Raw genomic sequence first — 16,985 nt, forward strand, 5'->3', positions numbered from 1 at the left:
TTCATTCCCCTTATGCCTGAGTACGCAGTGCTTCAAGGCGGCGCAGGTCGAAGTCGTTCAGTTCGTCGGTGTAATCAGCGGTGATCGGTGCTGGCCATTCGCCAGTGTCAAAGCCGGTAGCGATGGCGCGCATCGCCTTGCGGTACTCGAGCATGCCCAGTTCCAGCAGTTCGGCTGATGCCTCGATGATGGCGATCCAGTGGTAGTTCTCGTCTTTGTTGACGAAAATCCAGAAGAACTGGTCCAGCGCAGCTGTCTCGCAATACATTGCCGCGCTCAGGTGGTAGTCACGGTCGATGATTTCGCGGTGCAGTTTGGCGCGCAGTCCTTCCTGCTTAATGTTCCACATGCTGATGGTTTTCAGGTCGGCGCCGATGCGCACCCCGTCCAGGTCGATTTCCAGATCCGGGCGTACACGGACTTCGAGTCCGGTTTCGTCGTCAAAGCCGAAGTAGCTCACCTCAACGGCGCGGCTTGGGTGCTGAAGCAACATGCCGGCGGTCGGGTGCTGGAGCAGGGCTTTCTGAATGCTCAGTGCAGTGCTCAGCTGCTGGCGGGTGACCAGCACTTTCCCATGCGGATTCTCGCGCCACGCATCCAACAGCTCGTCGGCGAAGAAGGCTTCCGGATTAACAGACTTCACGGCCTGAATCAGATCTGCTTTGGTACCGGACACTTTCAGCGGCGCCAGTTTCTGCGCTTCCTGTGCAACCAGGTCAGGATTGATGATTGCCAACTGCTCGAGTAACGCATCACGGCTACCGCTGGTTTTCACCTGAGCAGGCAGAGTGGCGTTGTATTCCTTGATGCAGGCCTTCATTGCCGTTGCGGTCTGTTTCTGGTCCGCTTCGATACGCTGGTACTCTTCTGGCAGCGACATATAGCTCTGGCCAGTTTCCTCGACTGAACCACCCAGCGGCACCTGTGCAGGCAAAGTGGCGTTATATTCCTCTAGCAAAGCTTTGATGTCGTCTGCGCTCAGTTGTGCTGGCAGACTGGCGTTGTACTCATCAATAAACGCGCGGATCGTTGCCGTGGTGGTAAATGCGCCTTCCGGAATTATGGGTTCAACGCTAAATTCTTCATCGAGCTGCTCTGGCTGCAACGCCAGCGCATGCACCAGGTTACCCATGTCCAGAACAGGAGAGCGTTCTTTGATAATGGTTTTCTCTACGTGGCGTGCGTTGAAGTACATCAGCGATACACGCGCATCTTTCACCTGGGTTGAGCTGATACCATTGGCTGCGTGATAAACCTCGTTCGGCAGACCTTCGTAGCGTCCTGGTTCGAAGTAAGCTGGATACACAACAGCTGGTACGTCAGATTGCGCTTCTGGCCCGGTTTGATTCACTTTTTGGGCGTTTTGATGCACAGATTCATCATTCTGATGTACGTTTTCTGGTTTTTGTTTCACATCGGCTTGCTGGCTGGTATCTGACTCTTCACCAGTTTCCAGACTGCTTTCGCCTGACTGCACTTCATCACCAGCCTGTTTTTCATCACTGACAGTTTCTTCCATCTGCACATCGCTGGTGGTCTCCGTAGGCTTTTTCGTGCCATGAGTTGCTGAGTTCTGCAGCAAAGCCGTAACGTCGAATATTCCGTTGCCGACATTTTTAACCAGTTCTTGTTCGACTTTCTGCGGTTGTGCCACAGCTTCCTCTGCGCGGCGGCGTGCTCCTTCTTCACGCACGCGTTGCAGGTTCTCTTCGTGAGTGCAGAAGGATTTGCGCGGAGACTCCTTACCTTCAGGTTGGGGAACTTCCTGTGCTGCTGGTTCAGCTTCATGCAACGGCATTAACTCAACCGCAGAGTTGAATTCAGCAGTCATGGCTTGGTTAACAAATTCCAGGTGAGCGACAGGAGTTAGATGAATATTTTCCGGCGCGATACGTACCAGGTTAAAAATAGCCGTGCGATTAACGCCAAGAACGCCAGGCTGATTACGCAGGATGCTGCTCCATGATTTCCACGGCTCTTCTTTTTTGGTCACGATTTCTTTGGCGCGACGAAGAATGCTGCCTGGAATTTCGAAGTGGTTGAAGTCCATAGGCAGAAGGGCGCACGCAATCTCTAAATCGAGAGTGTCCAGGGTGTGGTGTGCGTCAGGTCCACGGTCAGTGACATATCCACCATCGGCATTGGTGCCGGAATCAGTACGCTGTACGTTGTTGATACGGTTACCGGCGGCCCATTCGCGTGCCAGGATGCCGCGGTCAATGTAATCAGTTTTGAACCACACCGTCAGGAACTGGATAACTGTCGCCAGCTCCGGTTTTTTACCGTCGACAGGGAAGACTTTCTTAACGGCATTCACGACTTTATGAATATCGTGCTCAATGGCTTTTTTGAATGCTTCCACATTCTCAGCAGCCAGCAGCAGGTTCTGGACGTACGAGTCATCAGTGTCTATCTCAAGGCGGACAATCTCATTTTTCTGCCCGGCGTCGATGTGATAGAGATATTCACCATCACCGATGAACTGAGCCAGTACGCGCTGGCGGAATGGCAGGGTGGCAACGGTAATCAGTTGCGACTGTTCTGCTTGCTGGGATCCTTCTGCATGGTCGGTTTCACCATCAACGATATTGTCATCAGTCTGGTGGGGTTCTTCCTGCGCCGCATCATCAGCTTTCAATTTCACATTCCAGGTGCGCTGGTCTTCGGCCAGTTCGTAACGATCACACCAGGTGAAATCAACTTCACCTTCTTCTGGCAGGTCATCAACAACTGGGAAGTCAGTGCGAATTGGCTTGGCGTAATCCTTGCCGCGGCCGGTTTCGATGCCAGCATCTTCCAGCGCAACGTCCAACTGCAGGTTGGCGCGAGCCTCAGTTTTTGCAGTGAACCAGACCACTGCATCTTGCTTTCCGGATTTCTGAGTGGCTTTAACCACATTAAAGAATTCCATGTGAGATCCTCTTTTTTGGGTGTTAGAATCCCCGGACCATTGATAGCGCCCATTGGGTTAACTTTGGTTTTGATGTTGTTTCCGGTGTAACTTTGGTCGGTGGCACCGGACGTAGATCCCGCCTTGCGCGGGTTTTACGTTAGCCTTCGTGAGCCATCTGGTCGTGCGAAGCGCAACGTCTGGAACAATACTCTTTCTCTTTGCGCGCCAGCTGTGAGCCGTTGCGATAGAGAAGGGTGTTCTTGATTACTTCTTCCGGTTCAACTGGTTTGCCGCAGTAACCACATTTCTTGTCAAGCATCCGGATCCCCCTTCTGTGCCAGCAGGTAGCACAGCTTACGTAAAAACACCTCAATACAATTCAGCTTCACGGCCTGCTGTCGGGCTGGTTTACGTGCAAAATCAATCATCGCCCCCCCAACGTTCATGACAGAGCTTCTACAAATTCCGCATAACTCAAGGCTTCTTCGCCTTTAGCTAAGCTTTCAAAATATTCCTCGTATGCTTTTTCCATCTCACCCTCGATACCTTGTTGCTAGAACTTAGTGAACTTCGCTGGTGGTGCCGTGGTGCTGATCTTCACGGTTGAGCGTTTTAACCCTGCAGTTCACCACCGCGAAGCTCACTTCTGTGCTTTGCCCTTGTCGCCAGGCTGGCGGAACGTTTCAAACCTACTGCGCGTTAATCTCACCACCTCATTCCGGTTTTCGTATGCCCCGGACGGCTACTTCGTGGGCGTCCTGCCTCGGTGGTTGTGTTGATGTGGATTTATATTAAGCCTAAGACTTAATTTATGTCAAGTCCATGACTAACTCTGTGATTAAGTTTACGGCTTATTTTTTTGACGAATGCATGTGAGCAGAGGATGCTGTGGTCAGAAAAACATCAACGAGGGTGAGTTATGGATCGTGACGAATTGGAAGAAGAACGTGCAGCATTCATCGCGGGTGAGATTGGTGGTGCAGTTGTCAGTCTGATAGCTAACGGAATAGTGATCAGCCGCGATGCGATTGTTGATAGCCTAGAGGCTAAGCGAAGGGCAGTGGGAAATGTGATTCACAAAGGTGTATTGCGGGATGCAGCTGCTATGGTGAGAAAAGGGCAATAAAAAACCCGGCGCGAAGGCCGGGAGTCAAAACTTTACTGGAAACTTTTAATCATTAGATTTTTTTTGACGTAATTCAGTCTCTCGTTGTGAATTTCTGTAACCGTCGCAATCACGCTCACACGCTCCCCTACCTTATATTTACTTTGTAAGTTACCAAGCATTTCAATAGGATATGAACATTTAAACTTGCCGAATTCATTGACTATTTCCAATTTCCCGAACATAGATAATAAAGCTAATTCACCGGTGATAACCTCATCGTAAGGTTTGGATACATGTGTGGTCATTAGGCGCTGAGATAACTTACGTAAACGTTCATTGTTCAATGAAACATGGCGTTTTCCATTACTAAGAGGGCCAACCCAACTAAGATCAAAGTTTAAGTTGTTTTTTTCACATTCTTGGGCAATTTTTTGCAAACTGGCGGCAGAATTTGTACCTATTTCAGCAATTTTCGAGATGAACTCAACGTCACTATCAGTGCCTAAAAGTGAAAAAATCTCCTTAACAGCATGGCTCGAAACAGTATCAACTAATTCACACGATCCTGTTGAAAAGGTGATAGCTAACCTAGTTGAGCCTGGTGTTAAGTCAGCAAGCCGCATATCTAGTTGTGTTCTTATACTTTGCGGTACTCTACTGGAGTCTTTACCGCTTGAGATTCTGTGCGTCGCTTTTTGAATTAGCCCTGCCAAACTGCCAGATAATGCAGAAAGAAGCTCTAAAGGAATTGTTCCAAAATCAACCAAAGTCCCTCTGAGGCGTAACTCCATGAAGTCAACCAGTGGGTGTCTCGACTCGATGTGACGTTTTTCTTCCAGTAAATCGCTTAAATGAGAATCCATAGAGTTGAATAAAACTCTATCAGCAAAAGTGTGATTACTCGTTAGGGAAAGAGAGTCAACCTCACGCTGAACGAAAGCAATTCTGTCATTTAATGACTTGAAAATTTTATCATCGTTCATAGCATGATCCTCACCAAACCCTTTGGATTCTCCTTACGATCAAAACCAAACCAACCGCGCCAGTAACTTCTTCTCTCACTATAGTTAACTTGAGGGTGGTTTTCAGCCAAGAGCAGAACATCAATATTAAAATTCTGCTTTACGTATTGACGATCCAGCATTGCTCCTACCTGACCATGCAATGTAGAAGGTAACTGATTCAATGCTTGATAATCTAAAACTAAAAGCAAATCAATATCATCTGGCTCTGGTTTTTCTGTAGTAAATGAACCATCTATCCAAACTTCGCTAAAACATTTTATTTGCAGGTTAATGTCGCGAATGAATTTCATATACTGTATGTATTTACAGTATAAATCATTTCGACGCAATGACTTTGGAAAGCTATCAACACATAAACGCTTCAGTCCGTCGTCATCAAAATCATGGAAACCCGCGGTAAGTAACGGGGGAAAACACAACTTTTGCATGCATTGCCTTGCTGTAAGTATTTACGTTTTTGTGTAGTGTCGAGTTTTTGATCTAAGTGCTATTTTCGTATGCGTCGTGAAAAATGAACCTTGCTTGTTAGGCACACGATAACAAATTTATATTAGGCTAACTATTTGAAAGTAAACATATTATTCTGGTTCGCTTCTAATTCTACGCCCCATATACTTCGCGTATAGTTCGTCGAGTTCTTTCAATCGAAGAGATACGATCCGCAACATGTTCTGTTGTTCTTCTTCTGGCAGTTGGCGGTAAAGCTCCAGCAGGCGCTGTTCGTCAGGCTTAAGGCCATCCTTCTCACCAACATCCTCACCAAGTAGCCAGGGGACTGATACCCCAGCAGCATCAGCAACTGCTAATGCAGAACTTTTGCTGATAACCCCTTTTTTAAACCAGCCGTTTACGGATTGCGGAGTAATTCCCGCAACCCTTGCCATATCAGATTTTGTCATCCCCCGCTGCGTCAGTTCTGTCAAACGCTCGATGAGAATCGGGTTAAGTATTTTTTTCTCAGCCATATCAAAAGAATAAGCCTTTTGCTTATAAAATAAAATTCGCCTAGGACTTGATTTATGTATAAGTCTAAGGCTTAATTTGTTCGTGTATCTTTTGGAGACCATGATGAACGGATTAGAGAAAGCTATCAAAAAAGCAGGTAATGCCAGCAATCTTGCAGCATTACTGGGCATAAAGCCCATGTCAGTTAGCCGCTGGAAGACGCGCTATAAAGGTGCTGTTCCTCCGGACCGCGTATTACCGATTTTCAGGGTTACAGGTATTACACCACATGAACTGCGACCAGATTTGTATCCCAACCCTACGGATGGATTACCAGCTCAGGAAGCGAGGGCATAACCATGCAGTCACTGTCACTTCATCAAAATAGCGGATATCAACCGGCTGCGATGATAAATCGCAATCAATTTGTTTCAGTGGATAAACATGAGCAGGTCCGCGATGCCGTTCGTGCGTGGGCGGGCGTGGATGGTCAGGACGTAGTTACGGCTCTGATCATCGAAGAGTATCGGGCGCAGGGTGGCGACGAGATTGCTTTCCCTTGTGACCTCAGTCGGCAGCGTCAGAAGCTTTTCCGCTTTCTGGATAACCATTTCAACAGCGAACGGTACCGCGAAAACGTTCGCCAGCTGACTCCGGCAATTCTTGCTGTCCTTCCACTCGAGTTCCGCAATCGCCTGCAACCCGAAGACAACGTAATGGCCCGTCTGGCTCGGCTGGAGAAAGAAACCAGCGAAGCGAAGATTGCCGTCGCGATGAATGCGCCACGCCATCAGAAGCTGAAAGAGCTGAGCGAGGGGATTGTGGAAATGTACCGCGTTGACCCTGGGTTAACCGGTCCACTGATGGAGATGGTGCAGATGATGCTGGGGGCTATATGACGGGCTCAAAAAAAGTAAAGGTCGGACCGCGCCAACGGAACCGACCTTCGGTGTAATTCCAGGCAGAAATTACGGGGTAAGTATGTCAGAAAAATCATCCTTCAGAAAGATAGATGGGCCACCACTTTAGCGATTAAGAGGTTTTTATGCGTGATTACGCAACTGTTGCACCTCAGTTCTGGCTTGGAAAAACAGGTCGTGAACTGAGGAAGCAAGGCGCGGAGGCGCAGGTGGTCTCGTTCTATCTGATGACCTCGCCACACGCAAACATGCTCGGGTTGTATTACCTGCCAATTCTGTACATAGCCCATGAAACTGGCTTGGGCTTGGAAGGGGCTTCAAAGGGGCTAAAAAGCTCCATTGAAGCGGGATTTTGTAGCTATGACGAGGACACTGAGATGGTTTGGGTGCATGAAATGGCCGCTTATCAGGTTGGTCGATCACTGAAGCCAGGGGATAACCGTTGTGCTGGTGTCAGGAATGAGTATGTGTCATTACCTGAAAACCCTTTTTTATCATTGTTTTATGAACGTTATAAAACAGATTTTCACCTTAATTTAAAACGTGAATCGCGCCAAATTTCTGAAGGGGCTTCGAAGGGGCTACGAAGCCAAGATCAGGAACAGGATCAGGAACAAGATCAGGATAAAGATATTTCGGGGCATGGCGCCGCCACACCCCAGGGGAAAAAAACTTATCCGGATGATTTTGAACTGGCGTGGCAGGAATACCCAAAACGCGCCGGTGGTAACAGCAAGGCTGATGCGTTCAAAGCCTGGACTGCACGTATTAAATCTGGCGCAACAGTGCAGGAGATTATCGATGGAGTTCGGCGATACGCGGATTACATAACTGCCGCTGGAAAACTTAACACCGAGTATGTGAAACAGGCATCCACGTTTTTTGGCCCCTCAAAGCACTACGAAGAGTCGTGGTCTTTTGCGGCGCCAGATGGAAAAAGGGATCCGAACAAAATTTCTGAGCCAGATAAAACCATCCCAACCGGGTTCAGGGGGTAAGCATGCCAAGACCAAATACACCAGAAGAGCAGGCGGCACTTATCCGGGTGATCATCGAAGAGGTGAAAATCCGCGGTCGTTTAACAGTTAGCGAGGCGTCACAGATGTTGTCGCTGCACCGTCAGACTGCTGAGAAGTATTTCCGCGTAGCAGCAGAACGCGGCGAACTCATTCGTTACGGTCGTCTTGGTTTGTTCAGGGACCAGAGGGCTGTGATTGATTTCGATCTCCAACGATTCTCATACGGCTCGAGTAAGCCTCTGATTGAGTTACCAGCAGATTTTCGGGGAAGTGCAGTTATGCGCCGGGTTATTGAAATCGTGGGGAGGATGCCAGTATGACAATCGACAAACAGGCGCTGCTAATCGAAAACGGTCAACTTGTTGCCGATACGCTGCGCCACTTAGCCGATAACGAAATCAACTCTGATTATTTTGCTATCACCTCAACGAGTGAAAACGGCACCGAGATTGAGCATGAACTGGTTATCACTGATTACGCACTACAGGCTGCCGGAACGGTAGACGAATTGGTTAGAGCACTGGAAGCCGTAGAGAGGCGCATAGCAGAACTTGAGTCGCGGACCGTTACGCTGCCGACACCGTATCCGAAAGGTTACGGGATAGTTGCTGATAAATATAACTTTGCACTGGAAGAATGCGCCGACGCAATCCGCGCCGCTGGCATTGGCGTGAAGGGGGAGTGAGATGAAACACGTAGTTCTCCACTCTGGCGGTCATGCTTCAGCTTTGGTAGCGATAGAGGTTGCACGTAAATACGGCACTGAAAACATGATTCTCCTGACCCACAGTATCTCCTGCATCGTTGAAGATTCAGATATTAAGCGTTTCCGCGATGAGGTTGCTGGATTTCTCGGCATGGAAATTACCTATGCAAATCATGCCAAATGGGATACAGCAACGCCAGTTGAGGTCTGTGTTGATACTGGGGCATGGAAAGTTGGTAACGGTTCAATTCTTTGCACCAACCGTTTAAAGACAGCACCTTTTGATGCCTGGCTTAAAGAAAATGATCCGGATGGACAGAATATTTATTACTACGGATTTGAGCCTTCTGAACCAAATCGTATACAGCGACGTGCAGGGATTCTTGGGGCTCGTGGGTATAAAACGGAATAATCTCGGCTACGCAATGGCTGATGCTGTGAAGGTGATTGGTGGAGTTCTGGAGTCGATAGCCCGTGAACAAGTACGCCGTGAACATGCAGCATGGTCACAGGCTACTTTCGGCGATGTCGGTCCAGTCGGTCAGCTGAAGCACCTTTCCAAAGAAGCGCTCGAGGCGGCTGCTGAACCAGGCGACCTTAGCGAATGGGCTGACATGCAATTCCTGTTATGGGATGCGCAACGCCGTGCCGGTATCAGTGATGTGCAGATTACCCAGGCGATGGTAGAAAAGTTGGCGGTGAACAAGCAGCGTCAGTGGCCTGAGCCGAAAGACGGAGAACCGCGACTGCATATCAAAACTGAACAGCATCAGGGAGAGAAGTGATGGAACCCAACTGTAATACGCTATAAAACGTATCATCTGACTGAAAATCCTGCTTTTATCAAGGTTGGTAAGAATAAGATATTTTACATCGTAAAATTCTGGAAAATTTCATCATAAATTAAAAGTTAATGGTCTTATAAAGTGTGTACATTGAAAATGAGGTATATATGAAAAAGGCCATTGCTTACATGCGCTTCTCGTCAGCAAATCAGGACAAAGGGGATTCATTAAGGAGACAGAAAAAACTAATAGATGATTGGCTTAAAAATAACCCGCAATATTCTCTTGACCCAACCACATATGAAGATTTGGGATTAAGTGCTTTTAAGGGGAAACATGCAAGAGAAGGTGCATTTAGTGAGTTTATTGATGCTCTGGAGAATGGGCTCATCATTCCTGGTACAGTTTTACTCGTTGAAAGTTTGGACCGGCTTTCTCGAGAGAAAATCGGAGAGGCTACAGAAAGACTAAAATATATCTTAAAATGTGGTGTTGATGTCATCACACTTAGTGATAATACCCAATATTCTGAGGCATCTCTCGATGACCCCTATGCACTCATCAAAGCAATTCTAATTGCTCAGAGAGCTAATGAAGAGAGCGAAATAAAATCAAGCAGGGTGAGGCTCTCATGGAAAAAGAAAAGGGATGAGGCCGAGTTAAACGGTAGGATAATGACAAAAGCATGTCCTCGCTGGTTAAGAGTCAGTCCTGACTACAGCCATTTTGAAGTGATAGAATCAAAGGTGAAGGTGATTAAGAAAATTTTTTCATTACGTAAAGAAAATAAATCTCTGACAGCTATTACTAAATACCTTAATGACAGGTTGATTGAAAATATGACTGGTACCCCTGGTGAGTGGAGTCCCTCTGTCATCGAAAAAATCCTTGGTAACAAAGCGCTTATTGGTATTTGCAGACCAACATATAGAGGACGTGCAAAAGGCGTTAATGAAATAATTGATTATTACCCCAAAGTCCTTACTGATGATGAATTTTATGCTGTTCAGGAGGTGCGATTGTCTCCATTCGGTTTCAACTCTCACAGCGGTAACCCATATCTTATAAACCTGCTGCGAACCGTGATGAAGTGTAAATGTTGTGGGAATACCATGATTATCACTGCAGTTAGTAAGTCTGGAAAAGGTTATTATGTATGCCCTATGAGAAGGCTTCATCGGTGTAAGAGTCCATCGATTAAAAGAGAACTTGTCGATGTTAATCTGATTGAAGAGATACTTTTCAATTTTGATAAGTTACAGATTGAGTCAAATCAGGTAAGTTTGCAGGAAACATTAGAAAAAAATAGCATTGATTTGCAGTTTCAAATAAACAGTCTCGTACAGGCACTTACAATAGCCCCTGAAGTAAACGTTTTGGCTGGTAAAGTGCGTGAACTGGATCGTAAGTTAAAGAAAATCGAAACTACAATCAAAGTTCTGAAAAATAAAGCTAAGAAGGATAAAAGTCGCGGGAGTAAAGAGCTAAACTTGTCACTAAAAGAAGATAGGGAGATATGCAGGCGACTTGCTTTTAAATCATTCAGGGAAGTTTATATAGATACAGAGACGAAGCAATGTGACATTTATTTTACAAATGGTCTTGTTTTCAAAAATTTCCCACTAAGTAAGAGATGTCGTGCGGACAGTATTATTTCAACTTTGAAGTATATGGATGAAAACACTGTTTACTTTTAGAGTTTTAATAAACACATATCTAATAACGTGTGCGCACTTTATCGATAAGCTGCATTCTTACTATTTGCAATGTAGCAGGAGAGATTCACTTACCTGAATGATTCTCCATATGGCATGACTATACCAAACCCCGTTCAGGCACTGAGGTAGCCATATAAATCAAGTTCTGGACGGGTTTTCGTTCCTTTCAGCCCCTGTGTAACTGATTTAGTAAATTCCAAATACTCGGAAAAATTCAGCGTATACAACGGCATGGCTTTGGCGAAAAGTGCTATTAACTACTTGAATATGAGGTTCAATAGGTATACTGTATGAATGTACAGTATATTGATGTGGAGGGAATTATGAAGATAGAACTTACCATCAACAAATCAAAAGACCTGCCGCGCGGCGCCATACCCGCACTTGAGAAAGAGTTGCTTAAACGACTTCAGAATCAATATGAAAATTGTTCTCTGGTTATCCGCAGGGCTGGCGGTGATAGCCTGACTGTTTTTGGTGGCGATAAGGGCGATAAAACTAAGGTGGAGGAAATCCTGCAGGAAACATGGGAAAGCGCCGACGACTGGTTTTACTGAACTTGGGTTAGCCGGCGCGCATTTATCAGAATACCAAAATGTGTATCCCTTTGATGCTGCTGCCGACATTCTTTAATCGCGTCTGTATGTCGCTCGAAGGGAGAACATAAATGTGAGTGATTCAGCTTTGCAAACGTCAGAAGACAACTGGTATGACATTGTAAGAAGGTCTGACGGCTGCGTGGTGTTTAGCTTTCCTTCATCGGGCAGGCATCTAATTTATCGCGTCAATGGCATGGTTTCTATGCGGCCTTTGCTGGATGATGAAGAGGTCTTTACTCCTAATGGTTTTATGCAGTTTATTCACCGTCTCGGCTACCGGGTAACCCCACCTTCTGATAATATGAAATCAACGGTCTGAACAACCGTAACCTGCTGCGCCACGGAGAGAAACCATGGCGCACGAACTACAACTCATCAAGCATTCCTCAGGAATCCTGATCCCGGCAACGCCAGAGACCAGCGATATCCTGCAATCAAAAATCAAACTCGGTGCCGTACTGGTAGCCGATTTTCGTCAGGTGAGGAATCCCGCATTCCATCGCCGTTTCTTTGCGCTCCTGAATCTCGGGTTTGAATACTGGGAACCTACTGGCGGGGCGATATCCAGTAATGAGCGCAAGCTCGTAAATGGTTACGCTAAATTCCTCGCCTCGTTCGGTGGAAGTGAAGCCGCACTCCTGGACGCCGCCGAGCAATATCTCGAGCGTATAGCTGATAAGCGAGCAGGTAGCATCAGCATCTGCAAATCCTATGACGCTTATCGCGCTTGGGTGATCGTCGAGTCTGGCCACTACGACGCCATACAGCTCCCTGACGGCACCCTCCGTAAACATCCCCGCAGTATTGCCTTTGCTAACATGGACGAAACCGAGTTCCAGCAACTGTACAAATCCGCGCTCGATGTTCTGTGGCGCTGGGTATTGTCCCGGGCATTCAAGGACCAGCGCGAAGCGGAAAACGCTGCATCGCAGCTCATGAGCTTTGCGGGGTGATGACCATGAAATATTCCTGGTTCCACCATCACGAATGCACAACCGAACAGGCAGACGAGCTGGTGGCGAGTTATCGCCGTCGTGGCGCCACGGTAGAACGCAGCCTGAACCGCGACAACATCACCTGGACTGTCAGCGCAAAATTGCCTGAATGCGAGCATCCGGCGCGCACACCAAGAACCTTTCGCCAAAAGGTCTGGGGGTGATTATGGCTAAATTGCTTCGCCGCAAGTGTGCCAACAAAGAATGCCGCCAGTGGTTCCATCCAGTGCGTGAAACGCAGACCGTATGCGGTTATGAGTGCGCCACTGCAGTCGGCAAAGAACAAACCAGGAAAGCCCGGGAAGCCGCACAGCGGGAAGAACGGACGCAACAGCGCGCGGTACAGAAAAAAGAGCGTGCCATCTGGCGGAAGCGTAAAGCCGCAGTAAAACCACTGAGACATTGGGAAGATTTAACCCAGCGCGCCGTTAATGACTACATCCGAGAGCGTGACCATGACCTTCCGTGCATCAGCTGCGGAGCGTTCGATACAGTCCAGTGGGAAGCTGGACATTACCGATCGCGAGGTAAGGCATCACACCTGCGCTACCACGAAGACAATATCAATAAACAATGTCACCACTGCAACGTACAACTGTCGGGCAATCAGCAGCAGTACCGCTTTGGCCTTATCGAGAAAATTGGGCCAGAGCGCGTTGAGGCTCTTGAAAACAACAACGCACCGCATCGATACACCATCGAAGAACTCGAAGCCATCAGGAAGCATTACAGCGCACTGCGTCGCGAGTTAATTAAGAGCAGGGAGGCAGCATGACACCAGAACTGATTGAAATCCTTCGTGTTCGCTGGCAGCGATTGCGCTTATACCATTTCCCGGGTTCTGTGCTGACGGACTACCGAATACTGAAGAATTACGTGAAAACTTATGCTGGAGAAGCGCTATGAACCTCGAAAACACAGTGAAGTACCACTTTGCAAAATCCACGCTGATTAGCGATTCTCCGCGTGCTACCGCCTCTGATTCACTGACTGGCACCGACATCATGGCGGCAATGGGCATGACTCAGGAACGCGCTGCCATGGGTTACAGCGCATTCCTCGGGAAGATGGGCATAAGCAAAAACGACCGGGATCGGGCGATCGGACTGCTGGCTGAGTACGCGATGACCAAATGTGACAAGGTTGCCGCACTTCGTAAGTTGGATTCCGGGGTTAAGCCTCAGGTGATGCACCAGTTGGCCACCTTCGCATTTGAGGATTATTCCCGCAGCGCAGCCAGTGTAAAGCGGTGCGATTGCTGCGACGGTGAGGGCTTTATTGATGCTGAGGTATTCAGTATGAAAACCAATACGCCGGCACATGCAAAAGAAATCATTAAGGCATCAAAAGCGTTTGGTTTGAAGGTGATACCTTCGCAGCATCAAAACAGGCGTGAGGTAAAAGAGATAACGCGCGTTCTCTGTCCTCAGTGCAAAGGGAAAAAAGCCATCAGTTGCGCCTGTAGTGATTGCCGTGGCCGTGGGAAAGCGGTGAATCAGAAGGAAACGAAGCAGCAAGGTGTTCCAGTATTCAGCACCTGCAAGCGCTGTGGCGGTCGCGGATATGAGCGCATCCCGTCAACTGAGGCCCACGCAGCTGTTTGCCAGATTACGGATGTAATCAGCCTGGATACGTGGAAGAAGTCCGTTAAACCGTTCTATGATCAACTGATTACGAAATTCGATATTGAAGAGGCATGGGCTGAAATTCTGCTAAAACAAATAACAAGATAATGGCGGTGGAAATTAATATGAACTATTTACTTTTCCCGAATCTGTGTTAATTTTATTCCAACGATGGGTAATTGCCTTCGTTTCAAGCCCTGCGGATAACACCGCGGGGCTTTTTTGTTTCTGTCGTATCTAAAGCTTGCTGGTCAAGCGAACCAGAGTTATCTGTATGTCACGCCACTTATTAAAGGTAAAAAGACATGCTAAATCAGAAAGATATAACAGAAACAGCAAAGGCTGTTTTCAATGAATTAAGCGATAAACCGGCTACGGCTGGGGAGATTGCACAGAATACCCACCTTAGCCGCGAACGTTGCCAGCTCATACTCACGCAGCTGGTGATGGCGGGGTTATCTGATTATCAGTTTGGATGTTATAAGCGCCTCCAGTGATGGGGGCTTTTTGCTGTGGAAATGGGCGGCTGGTGGGTGTTGTAGCACCCGGCCAGCCATTGCTCATGCTTTCAGGTCACAAGCTAATCAAAGGCCCACCGCTTTAGCGCTAAAGCAAAGTGAGCCTATCAGAGTTACGCTTACTGATCTATGGAAAATACTGTAAAAATAAACAGTGTTGAATTAATCAACGCTGATAGCCTGCATTACATCGCCACCCTTCCGGATAACTCCATTGACCTGATAGTGACGGATCCACCCTACTTCAAAGTTAAGCCCAACGGATGGGACAATCAGTGGAAAGGGGATGAGGACTACTTGCGCTGGCTTGATAGCTGCCTGACTGAGTATGCCCGAGTTCTTAAACCCGCCGGCAGCATTTATCTGTTTTGCGGTCACCGGCTTGCATCCGATATTGAGATCATGATGAGGGGGCGCTTCAATGTCCTGAACCATATCATTTGGGCAAAGCCGTCGGGCCGCTGGAATGGATGTAACAAAGAAAGCCTGCGCGCATATTTCCCGGCAACGGAACGGATCCTGTTTGGTGAACATTATCTGGGGCCGTACACCGGGAAAGAGAACACCTACGAAACAAAAAGCACCGAACTGAAGCAGCACATCATGACGCCGCTTATCGACTATTTCCGCAATGCCCGGGAATCATTGGGTGTGAGCACGAAAGAGATAGCCGAGGCAACAGGAAAGAAAAACATGGCGTCTCATTGGTTCGGGGCGAGCCAGTGGCAGTTGCCGAACGAAGTTGATTACCAAAAGCTGCAGGCATTGTTTACCCGGATCGCTATTGATAAGCATCAGCAGCAAAAATTAGAGCACCCTCATCACCAGCTGGTTGCTACCTACCAGTCATTGAATCGCAAGTATTCGGAATTGCTGGAAGAGTATAAAACGCTTCGGCGCTGTTTCTCTGTTTCAGCTGCTGTTCCGTATACCGATGTATGGACGCACAAGCCGGTGCAGTTTTACCCGGGCAAGCATCCATGTGAAAAGCCAGCCGATATGCTTAAACAAATCATCAGCGCGAGCAGCAGACCGGGCGATACTGTTGCCGATTTCTTTATGGGTTCTGGCTCCACGATAAAAGCAGCTATGGAACTGGGACGCCGGGCGATCGGTGTCGAGCTTGAAAAAGACCGTTTTATTCAAACGGTCTGTGAATTAGAACAGCTCAATAAAACATAACGGACACCGCACGTTTGGTTGCTGTGGTGTCCATCAAATTCAGGCTCCGGAGACCTTCACTTCGTGTTGCCGTTATATAGACCCGAGAGCCTGATCCTTTCATCACACACAGCGCCATCCGAACTATCGGAGGTGAGGCTATGACCAGAATGAACACCATATACAGCAGACTTTCATATGGAACAGGAACCACGCTGACCGGCTGCGGTGTATCAGTGAAGGCATATGCCGAAACAGCTAAAACAGCAAAAGAGGTGTCCTGGATGTTGGCCGACAGAATTGCAGGGTTAAGCCTGAGCGACTGGGCAATTATTGTCGGTATCGCATGTACGGTAATCACCTGTGCAGTGAACTGGTATTTCCGCTGGAAAGAACGGGAGGATCGGCGCAATGGGTATGCCACCAAAGCTGAAGAATAAACTAAGCGCAGCGGTCGTTGGTCTGATTCTTGCCGGGGCTTCCGCGCCCGTTATTCTCGATCAGTTTCTGGATGAGAAAGAGGGGAACAGCCTGACGGCGTATCGCGACGGCGGCGGAATCTGGACAATTTGCCGTGGTGCCACGATGGTTGATGGCAAGCCGGTAGTGCAGGGCATGAAGCTGTCAGCTGAGAAATGCGCCCAGGTAAACGCCATTGAACGCGATAAAGCGCTGGCCTGGGTGGACCGCAATATCAAGGTACCACTGACAGAACCACAGAAAGCCGGGATCGCGTCTTTTTGTCCCTACAACATCGGCCCCGGTAAATGTTTCCCGTCTACGTTCTATAAGCGGATCAATGCTGGCGACCGTAAAGGAGCCTGTGAAGCTATTCGCTGGTGGGTCAAAGACGGTGGGCGCGATTGTCGGCAGACTAAAGGCCAGAAGAATGGTTGCTATGGTCAGGTAGAAAGACGGGACCTGGAAAGCGCGTTGACGTGCTGGGGGATAGACCAGTGAACAAAAGC

The 16,985-nt window shown here is 48.0% G+C and carries 23 protein-coding genes and 3 pseudogenes; 20 read left to right on the forward strand and 6 right to left on the reverse strand.

All coding sequences use genetic code 11. The annotated features are described in order from the left end of the window. Positions 1–10: 10 nt before the first annotated feature. From LG384_RS04475 to LG384_RS04485, 3 genes and pseudogenes are all read right to left on the reverse strand, one after another. Positions 11–2,911 carry a RecE family exodeoxyribonuclease gene (locus LG384_RS04475; protein WP_225760511.1) on the reverse strand — a complete coding sequence of 967 codons (2,901 nt, stop codon included), beginning with the start codon at positions 2,909–2,911 and terminating at the stop codon, positions 11–13. Between the two features lie 139 nt (positions 2,912–3,050). Continuing rightward, positions 3,051–3,212 carry a YdaE family protein gene (locus LG384_RS04480; protein ID WP_225760512.1) on the reverse strand — a complete coding sequence of 54 codons (162 nt, stop codon included), beginning with the start codon at positions 3,210–3,212 and terminating at the stop codon, positions 3,051–3,053. Continuing rightward, positions 3,205–3,321 (reverse strand): annotated as a pseudogene (locus LG384_RS04485) (hypothetical protein); the annotation flags it as partial. The pseudogene LG384_RS04485 and the gene LG384_RS04480, both read right to left, overlap by 8 nt. A 491-nt stretch (positions 3,322–3,812) precedes the next feature. On the opposite strand from LG384_RS04485, the gene LG384_RS04490 reads away from it, so the two are divergent. After that, the gene (locus LG384_RS04490; protein ID WP_225760513.1) at positions 3,813–4,019 is read left to right on the forward strand and encodes a hypothetical protein; all 207 of its coding nucleotides are present in this window, start codon (positions 3,813–3,815) and stop codon (positions 4,017–4,019) included. A gap of 32 nt (positions 4,020–4,051) precedes the next feature. Here LG384_RS04490 and LG384_RS04495 read toward each other — a convergent pair whose 3' ends face one another. The 3 genes from LG384_RS04495 to LG384_RS04505 form a co-directional block, all read right to left on the reverse strand. Continuing rightward, on the reverse strand, positions 4,052–4,984 hold the full coding sequence (locus tag LG384_RS04495) for a hypothetical protein (RefSeq protein ID WP_003841925.1): 933 nt from the start codon (positions 4,982–4,984) through the stop codon (positions 4,052–4,054). Further along, positions 4,981–5,454 carry a hypothetical protein gene (locus LG384_RS04500; RefSeq protein ID WP_042309063.1) on the reverse strand — a complete coding sequence of 158 codons (474 nt, stop codon included), beginning with the start codon at positions 5,452–5,454 and terminating at the stop codon, positions 4,981–4,983. The genes LG384_RS04495 and LG384_RS04500 overlap by 4 nt, the downstream gene beginning before the upstream one ends. A gap of 150 nt (positions 5,455–5,604) precedes the next feature. Then, a complete protein-coding gene (locus LG384_RS04505; RefSeq protein ID WP_370637033.1) occupies positions 5,605–5,991 on the reverse strand; it encodes a helix-turn-helix domain-containing protein in 387 nt (128 codons plus the stop codon). 103 nt (positions 5,992–6,094) lie between these two features. Here LG384_RS04505 and LG384_RS04510 point away from each other — a divergent pair, with 103 nt between their 5' ends. The 19 genes and pseudogenes from LG384_RS04510 (at position 6,095) to LG384_RS04600 (ending at position 16,977) form a co-directional block, all read left to right on the forward strand. Next, positions 6,095–6,328, forward strand: coding sequence for a YdaS family helix-turn-helix protein (locus tag LG384_RS04510; RefSeq protein WP_038641081.1), 234 nt, complete (start codon positions 6,095–6,097; stop codon positions 6,326–6,328). A gap of 2 nt (positions 6,329–6,330) precedes the next feature. Further along, entirely contained in the window at positions 6,331–6,870 is a 540-nt protein-coding gene (locus LG384_RS04515) for a toxin YdaT domain-containing protein (protein WP_225760515.1), read from the forward strand. Between the two features lie 146 nt (positions 6,871–7,016). After that, positions 7,017–7,889, forward strand: coding sequence for a DNA-binding protein (locus tag LG384_RS04520; protein ID WP_225760516.1), 873 nt, complete (start codon positions 7,017–7,019; stop codon positions 7,887–7,889). A 2-nt stretch (positions 7,890–7,891) separates the two neighbouring features. Next, positions 7,892–8,230, forward strand: coding sequence for a DUF977 family protein (locus LG384_RS04525; protein WP_225760517.1), 339 nt, complete (start codon positions 7,892–7,894; stop codon positions 8,228–8,230). A gap of 17 nt (positions 8,231–8,247) precedes the next feature. Continuing rightward, positions 8,248–8,487 (forward strand): annotated as a pseudogene (locus LG384_RS23340) (ead/Ea22-like family protein); the annotation flags it as partial. Positions 8,488–8,596: 109 nt separating this feature from the next. Then, positions 8,597–9,028: a hypothetical protein gene (locus tag LG384_RS04535; RefSeq protein ID WP_225760518.1), complete on the forward strand. Its 432-nt coding sequence runs from the start codon at positions 8,597–8,599 to the stop codon at positions 9,026–9,028. A 61-nt stretch (positions 9,029–9,089) separates the two neighbouring features. Further along, positions 9,090–9,380 (forward strand): annotated as a pseudogene (locus LG384_RS04540) (DUF550 domain-containing protein); the annotation flags it as partial. Between the two features lie 188 nt (positions 9,381–9,568). Next, positions 9,569–11,098 (forward strand): recombinase family protein, encoded by a 1,530-nt coding sequence (locus LG384_RS04545; RefSeq protein ID WP_225760519.1) that lies wholly within the window; start codon positions 9,569–9,571, stop codon positions 11,096–11,098. A 344-nt stretch (positions 11,099–11,442) separates the two neighbouring features. After that, positions 11,443–11,676 (forward strand): DinI family protein, encoded by a 234-nt coding sequence (locus tag LG384_RS04550; protein ID WP_032944444.1) that lies wholly within the window; start codon positions 11,443–11,445, stop codon positions 11,674–11,676. A gap of 112 nt (positions 11,677–11,788) precedes the next feature. Further along, on the forward strand, positions 11,789–12,037 hold the full coding sequence (locus LG384_RS04555) for a hypothetical protein (RefSeq protein WP_001568777.1): 249 nt from the start codon (positions 11,789–11,791) through the stop codon (positions 12,035–12,037). Between the two features lie 34 nt (positions 12,038–12,071). Beyond that, the gene (locus tag LG384_RS04560; RefSeq protein ID WP_225760520.1) at positions 12,072–12,671 is read left to right on the forward strand and encodes a DUF1367 family protein; all 600 of its coding nucleotides are present in this window, start codon (positions 12,072–12,074) and stop codon (positions 12,669–12,671) included. Then, complete coding sequence (locus LG384_RS04565) at positions 12,671–12,877, forward strand: hypothetical protein (RefSeq protein ID WP_024166998.1); 207 nt, start codon at positions 12,671–12,673, stop codon at positions 12,875–12,877. Before LG384_RS04560 ends, LG384_RS04565 begins: the two co-directional genes overlap by 1 nt. A gap of 2 nt (positions 12,878–12,879) precedes the next feature. Continuing rightward, positions 12,880–13,488 (forward strand): recombination protein NinG, encoded by a 609-nt coding sequence (locus tag LG384_RS04570; protein ID WP_225760521.1) that lies wholly within the window; start codon positions 12,880–12,882, stop codon positions 13,486–13,488. Next, the gene (locus tag LG384_RS04575) at positions 13,485–13,619 is read left to right on the forward strand and encodes a YlcG family protein (protein WP_008322465.1); all 135 of its coding nucleotides are present in this window, start codon (positions 13,485–13,487) and stop codon (positions 13,617–13,619) included. Before LG384_RS04570 ends, LG384_RS04575 begins: the two co-directional genes overlap by 4 nt. Further along, complete coding sequence (locus LG384_RS04580; protein ID WP_225760522.1) at positions 13,616–14,446, forward strand: antitermination protein; 831 nt, start codon at positions 13,616–13,618, stop codon at positions 14,444–14,446. Before LG384_RS04575 ends, LG384_RS04580 begins: the two co-directional genes overlap by 4 nt. A gap of 197 nt (positions 14,447–14,643) precedes the next feature. Next, positions 14,644–14,835 carry a TrmB family transcriptional regulator gene (locus tag LG384_RS23345; RefSeq protein WP_225760523.1) on the forward strand — a complete coding sequence of 64 codons (192 nt, stop codon included), beginning with the start codon at positions 14,644–14,646 and terminating at the stop codon, positions 14,833–14,835. Between the two features lie 150 nt (positions 14,836–14,985). Further along, positions 14,986–16,038 (forward strand): site-specific DNA-methyltransferase, encoded by a 1,053-nt coding sequence (locus LG384_RS04590; protein WP_225760524.1) that lies wholly within the window; start codon positions 14,986–14,988, stop codon positions 16,036–16,038. Between the two features lie 140 nt (positions 16,039–16,178). Continuing rightward, positions 16,179–16,457, forward strand: coding sequence for a phage holin (locus LG384_RS04595; protein ID WP_225760525.1), 279 nt, complete (start codon positions 16,179–16,181; stop codon positions 16,455–16,457). Continuing rightward, on the forward strand, positions 16,429–16,977 hold the full coding sequence (locus LG384_RS04600) for a lysozyme (RefSeq protein ID WP_225760526.1): 549 nt from the start codon (positions 16,429–16,431) through the stop codon (positions 16,975–16,977). The genes LG384_RS04595 and LG384_RS04600 overlap by 29 nt, the downstream gene beginning before the upstream one ends. Positions 16,978–16,985: the final 8 nt, after the last annotated feature.

This window comes from Citrobacter sp. Marseille-Q3906 (genome assembly GCF_916618775.1).
Taxonomy (GTDB): domain Bacteria; phylum Pseudomonadota; class Gammaproteobacteria; order Enterobacterales; family Enterobacteriaceae; genus Citrobacter; species Citrobacter murliniae.

Excerpts from the sequence above, each read along its gene's own strand:
- LG384_RS04475 (WP_225760511.1), bottom strand. The coding sequence starts at position 2,911 with ATGGAATTCTTTAATGTGGTTAAAGCCACTCAGAAATCCGGAAAGCAA.
- LG384_RS04480 (WP_225760512.1), bottom strand. The coding sequence starts at position 3,212 with ATGCTTGACAAGAAATGTGGTTACTGCGGCAAACCAGTTGAACCGGAA.
- LG384_RS04490 (WP_225760513.1), top strand. The coding sequence starts at position 3,813 with ATGGATCGTGACGAATTGGAAGAAGAACGTGCAGCATTCATCGCGGGT.
- LG384_RS04495 (WP_003841925.1), bottom strand. The coding sequence starts at position 4,984 with ATGAACGATGATAAAATTTTCAAGTCATTAAATGACAGAATTGCTTTC.
- LG384_RS04500 (WP_042309063.1), bottom strand. The coding sequence starts at position 5,454 with ATGCAAAAGTTGTGTTTTCCCCCGTTACTTACCGCGGGTTTCCATGAT.
- LG384_RS04505 (WP_370637033.1), bottom strand. The coding sequence starts at position 5,991 with ATGGCTGAGAAAAAAATACTTAACCCGATTCTCATCGAGCGTTTGACA.
- LG384_RS04510 (WP_038641081.1), top strand. The coding sequence starts at position 6,095 with ATGAACGGATTAGAGAAAGCTATCAAAAAAGCAGGTAATGCCAGCAAT.
- LG384_RS04515 (WP_225760515.1), top strand. The coding sequence starts at position 6,331 with ATGCAGTCACTGTCACTTCATCAAAATAGCGGATATCAACCGGCTGCG.
- LG384_RS04520 (WP_225760516.1), top strand. The coding sequence starts at position 7,017 with ATGCGTGATTACGCAACTGTTGCACCTCAGTTCTGGCTTGGAAAAACA.
- LG384_RS04525 (WP_225760517.1), top strand. The coding sequence starts at position 7,892 with ATGCCAAGACCAAATACACCAGAAGAGCAGGCGGCACTTATCCGGGTG.
- LG384_RS04535 (WP_225760518.1), top strand. The coding sequence starts at position 8,597 with ATGAAACACGTAGTTCTCCACTCTGGCGGTCATGCTTCAGCTTTGGTA.
- LG384_RS04545 (WP_225760519.1), top strand. The coding sequence starts at position 9,569 with ATGAAAAAGGCCATTGCTTACATGCGCTTCTCGTCAGCAAATCAGGAC.
- LG384_RS04550 (WP_032944444.1), top strand. The coding sequence starts at position 11,443 with ATGAAGATAGAACTTACCATCAACAAATCAAAAGACCTGCCGCGCGGC.
- LG384_RS04560 (WP_225760520.1), top strand. The coding sequence starts at position 12,072 with ATGGCGCACGAACTACAACTCATCAAGCATTCCTCAGGAATCCTGATC.
- LG384_RS04565 (WP_024166998.1), top strand. The coding sequence starts at position 12,671 with ATGACCATGAAATATTCCTGGTTCCACCATCACGAATGCACAACCGAA.
- LG384_RS04570 (WP_225760521.1), top strand. The coding sequence starts at position 12,880 with ATGGCTAAATTGCTTCGCCGCAAGTGTGCCAACAAAGAATGCCGCCAG.
- LG384_RS04575 (WP_008322465.1), top strand. The coding sequence starts at position 13,485 with ATGACACCAGAACTGATTGAAATCCTTCGTGTTCGCTGGCAGCGATTG.
- LG384_RS04580 (WP_225760522.1), top strand. The coding sequence starts at position 13,616 with ATGAACCTCGAAAACACAGTGAAGTACCACTTTGCAAAATCCACGCTG.
- LG384_RS23345 (WP_225760523.1), top strand. The coding sequence starts at position 14,644 with ATGCTAAATCAGAAAGATATAACAGAAACAGCAAAGGCTGTTTTCAAT.
- LG384_RS04590 (WP_225760524.1), top strand. The coding sequence starts at position 14,986 with ATGGAAAATACTGTAAAAATAAACAGTGTTGAATTAATCAACGCTGAT.
- LG384_RS04595 (WP_225760525.1), top strand. The coding sequence starts at position 16,179 with ATGACCAGAATGAACACCATATACAGCAGACTTTCATATGGAACAGGA.
- LG384_RS04600 (WP_225760526.1), top strand. The coding sequence starts at position 16,429 with ATGGGTATGCCACCAAAGCTGAAGAATAAACTAAGCGCAGCGGTCGTT.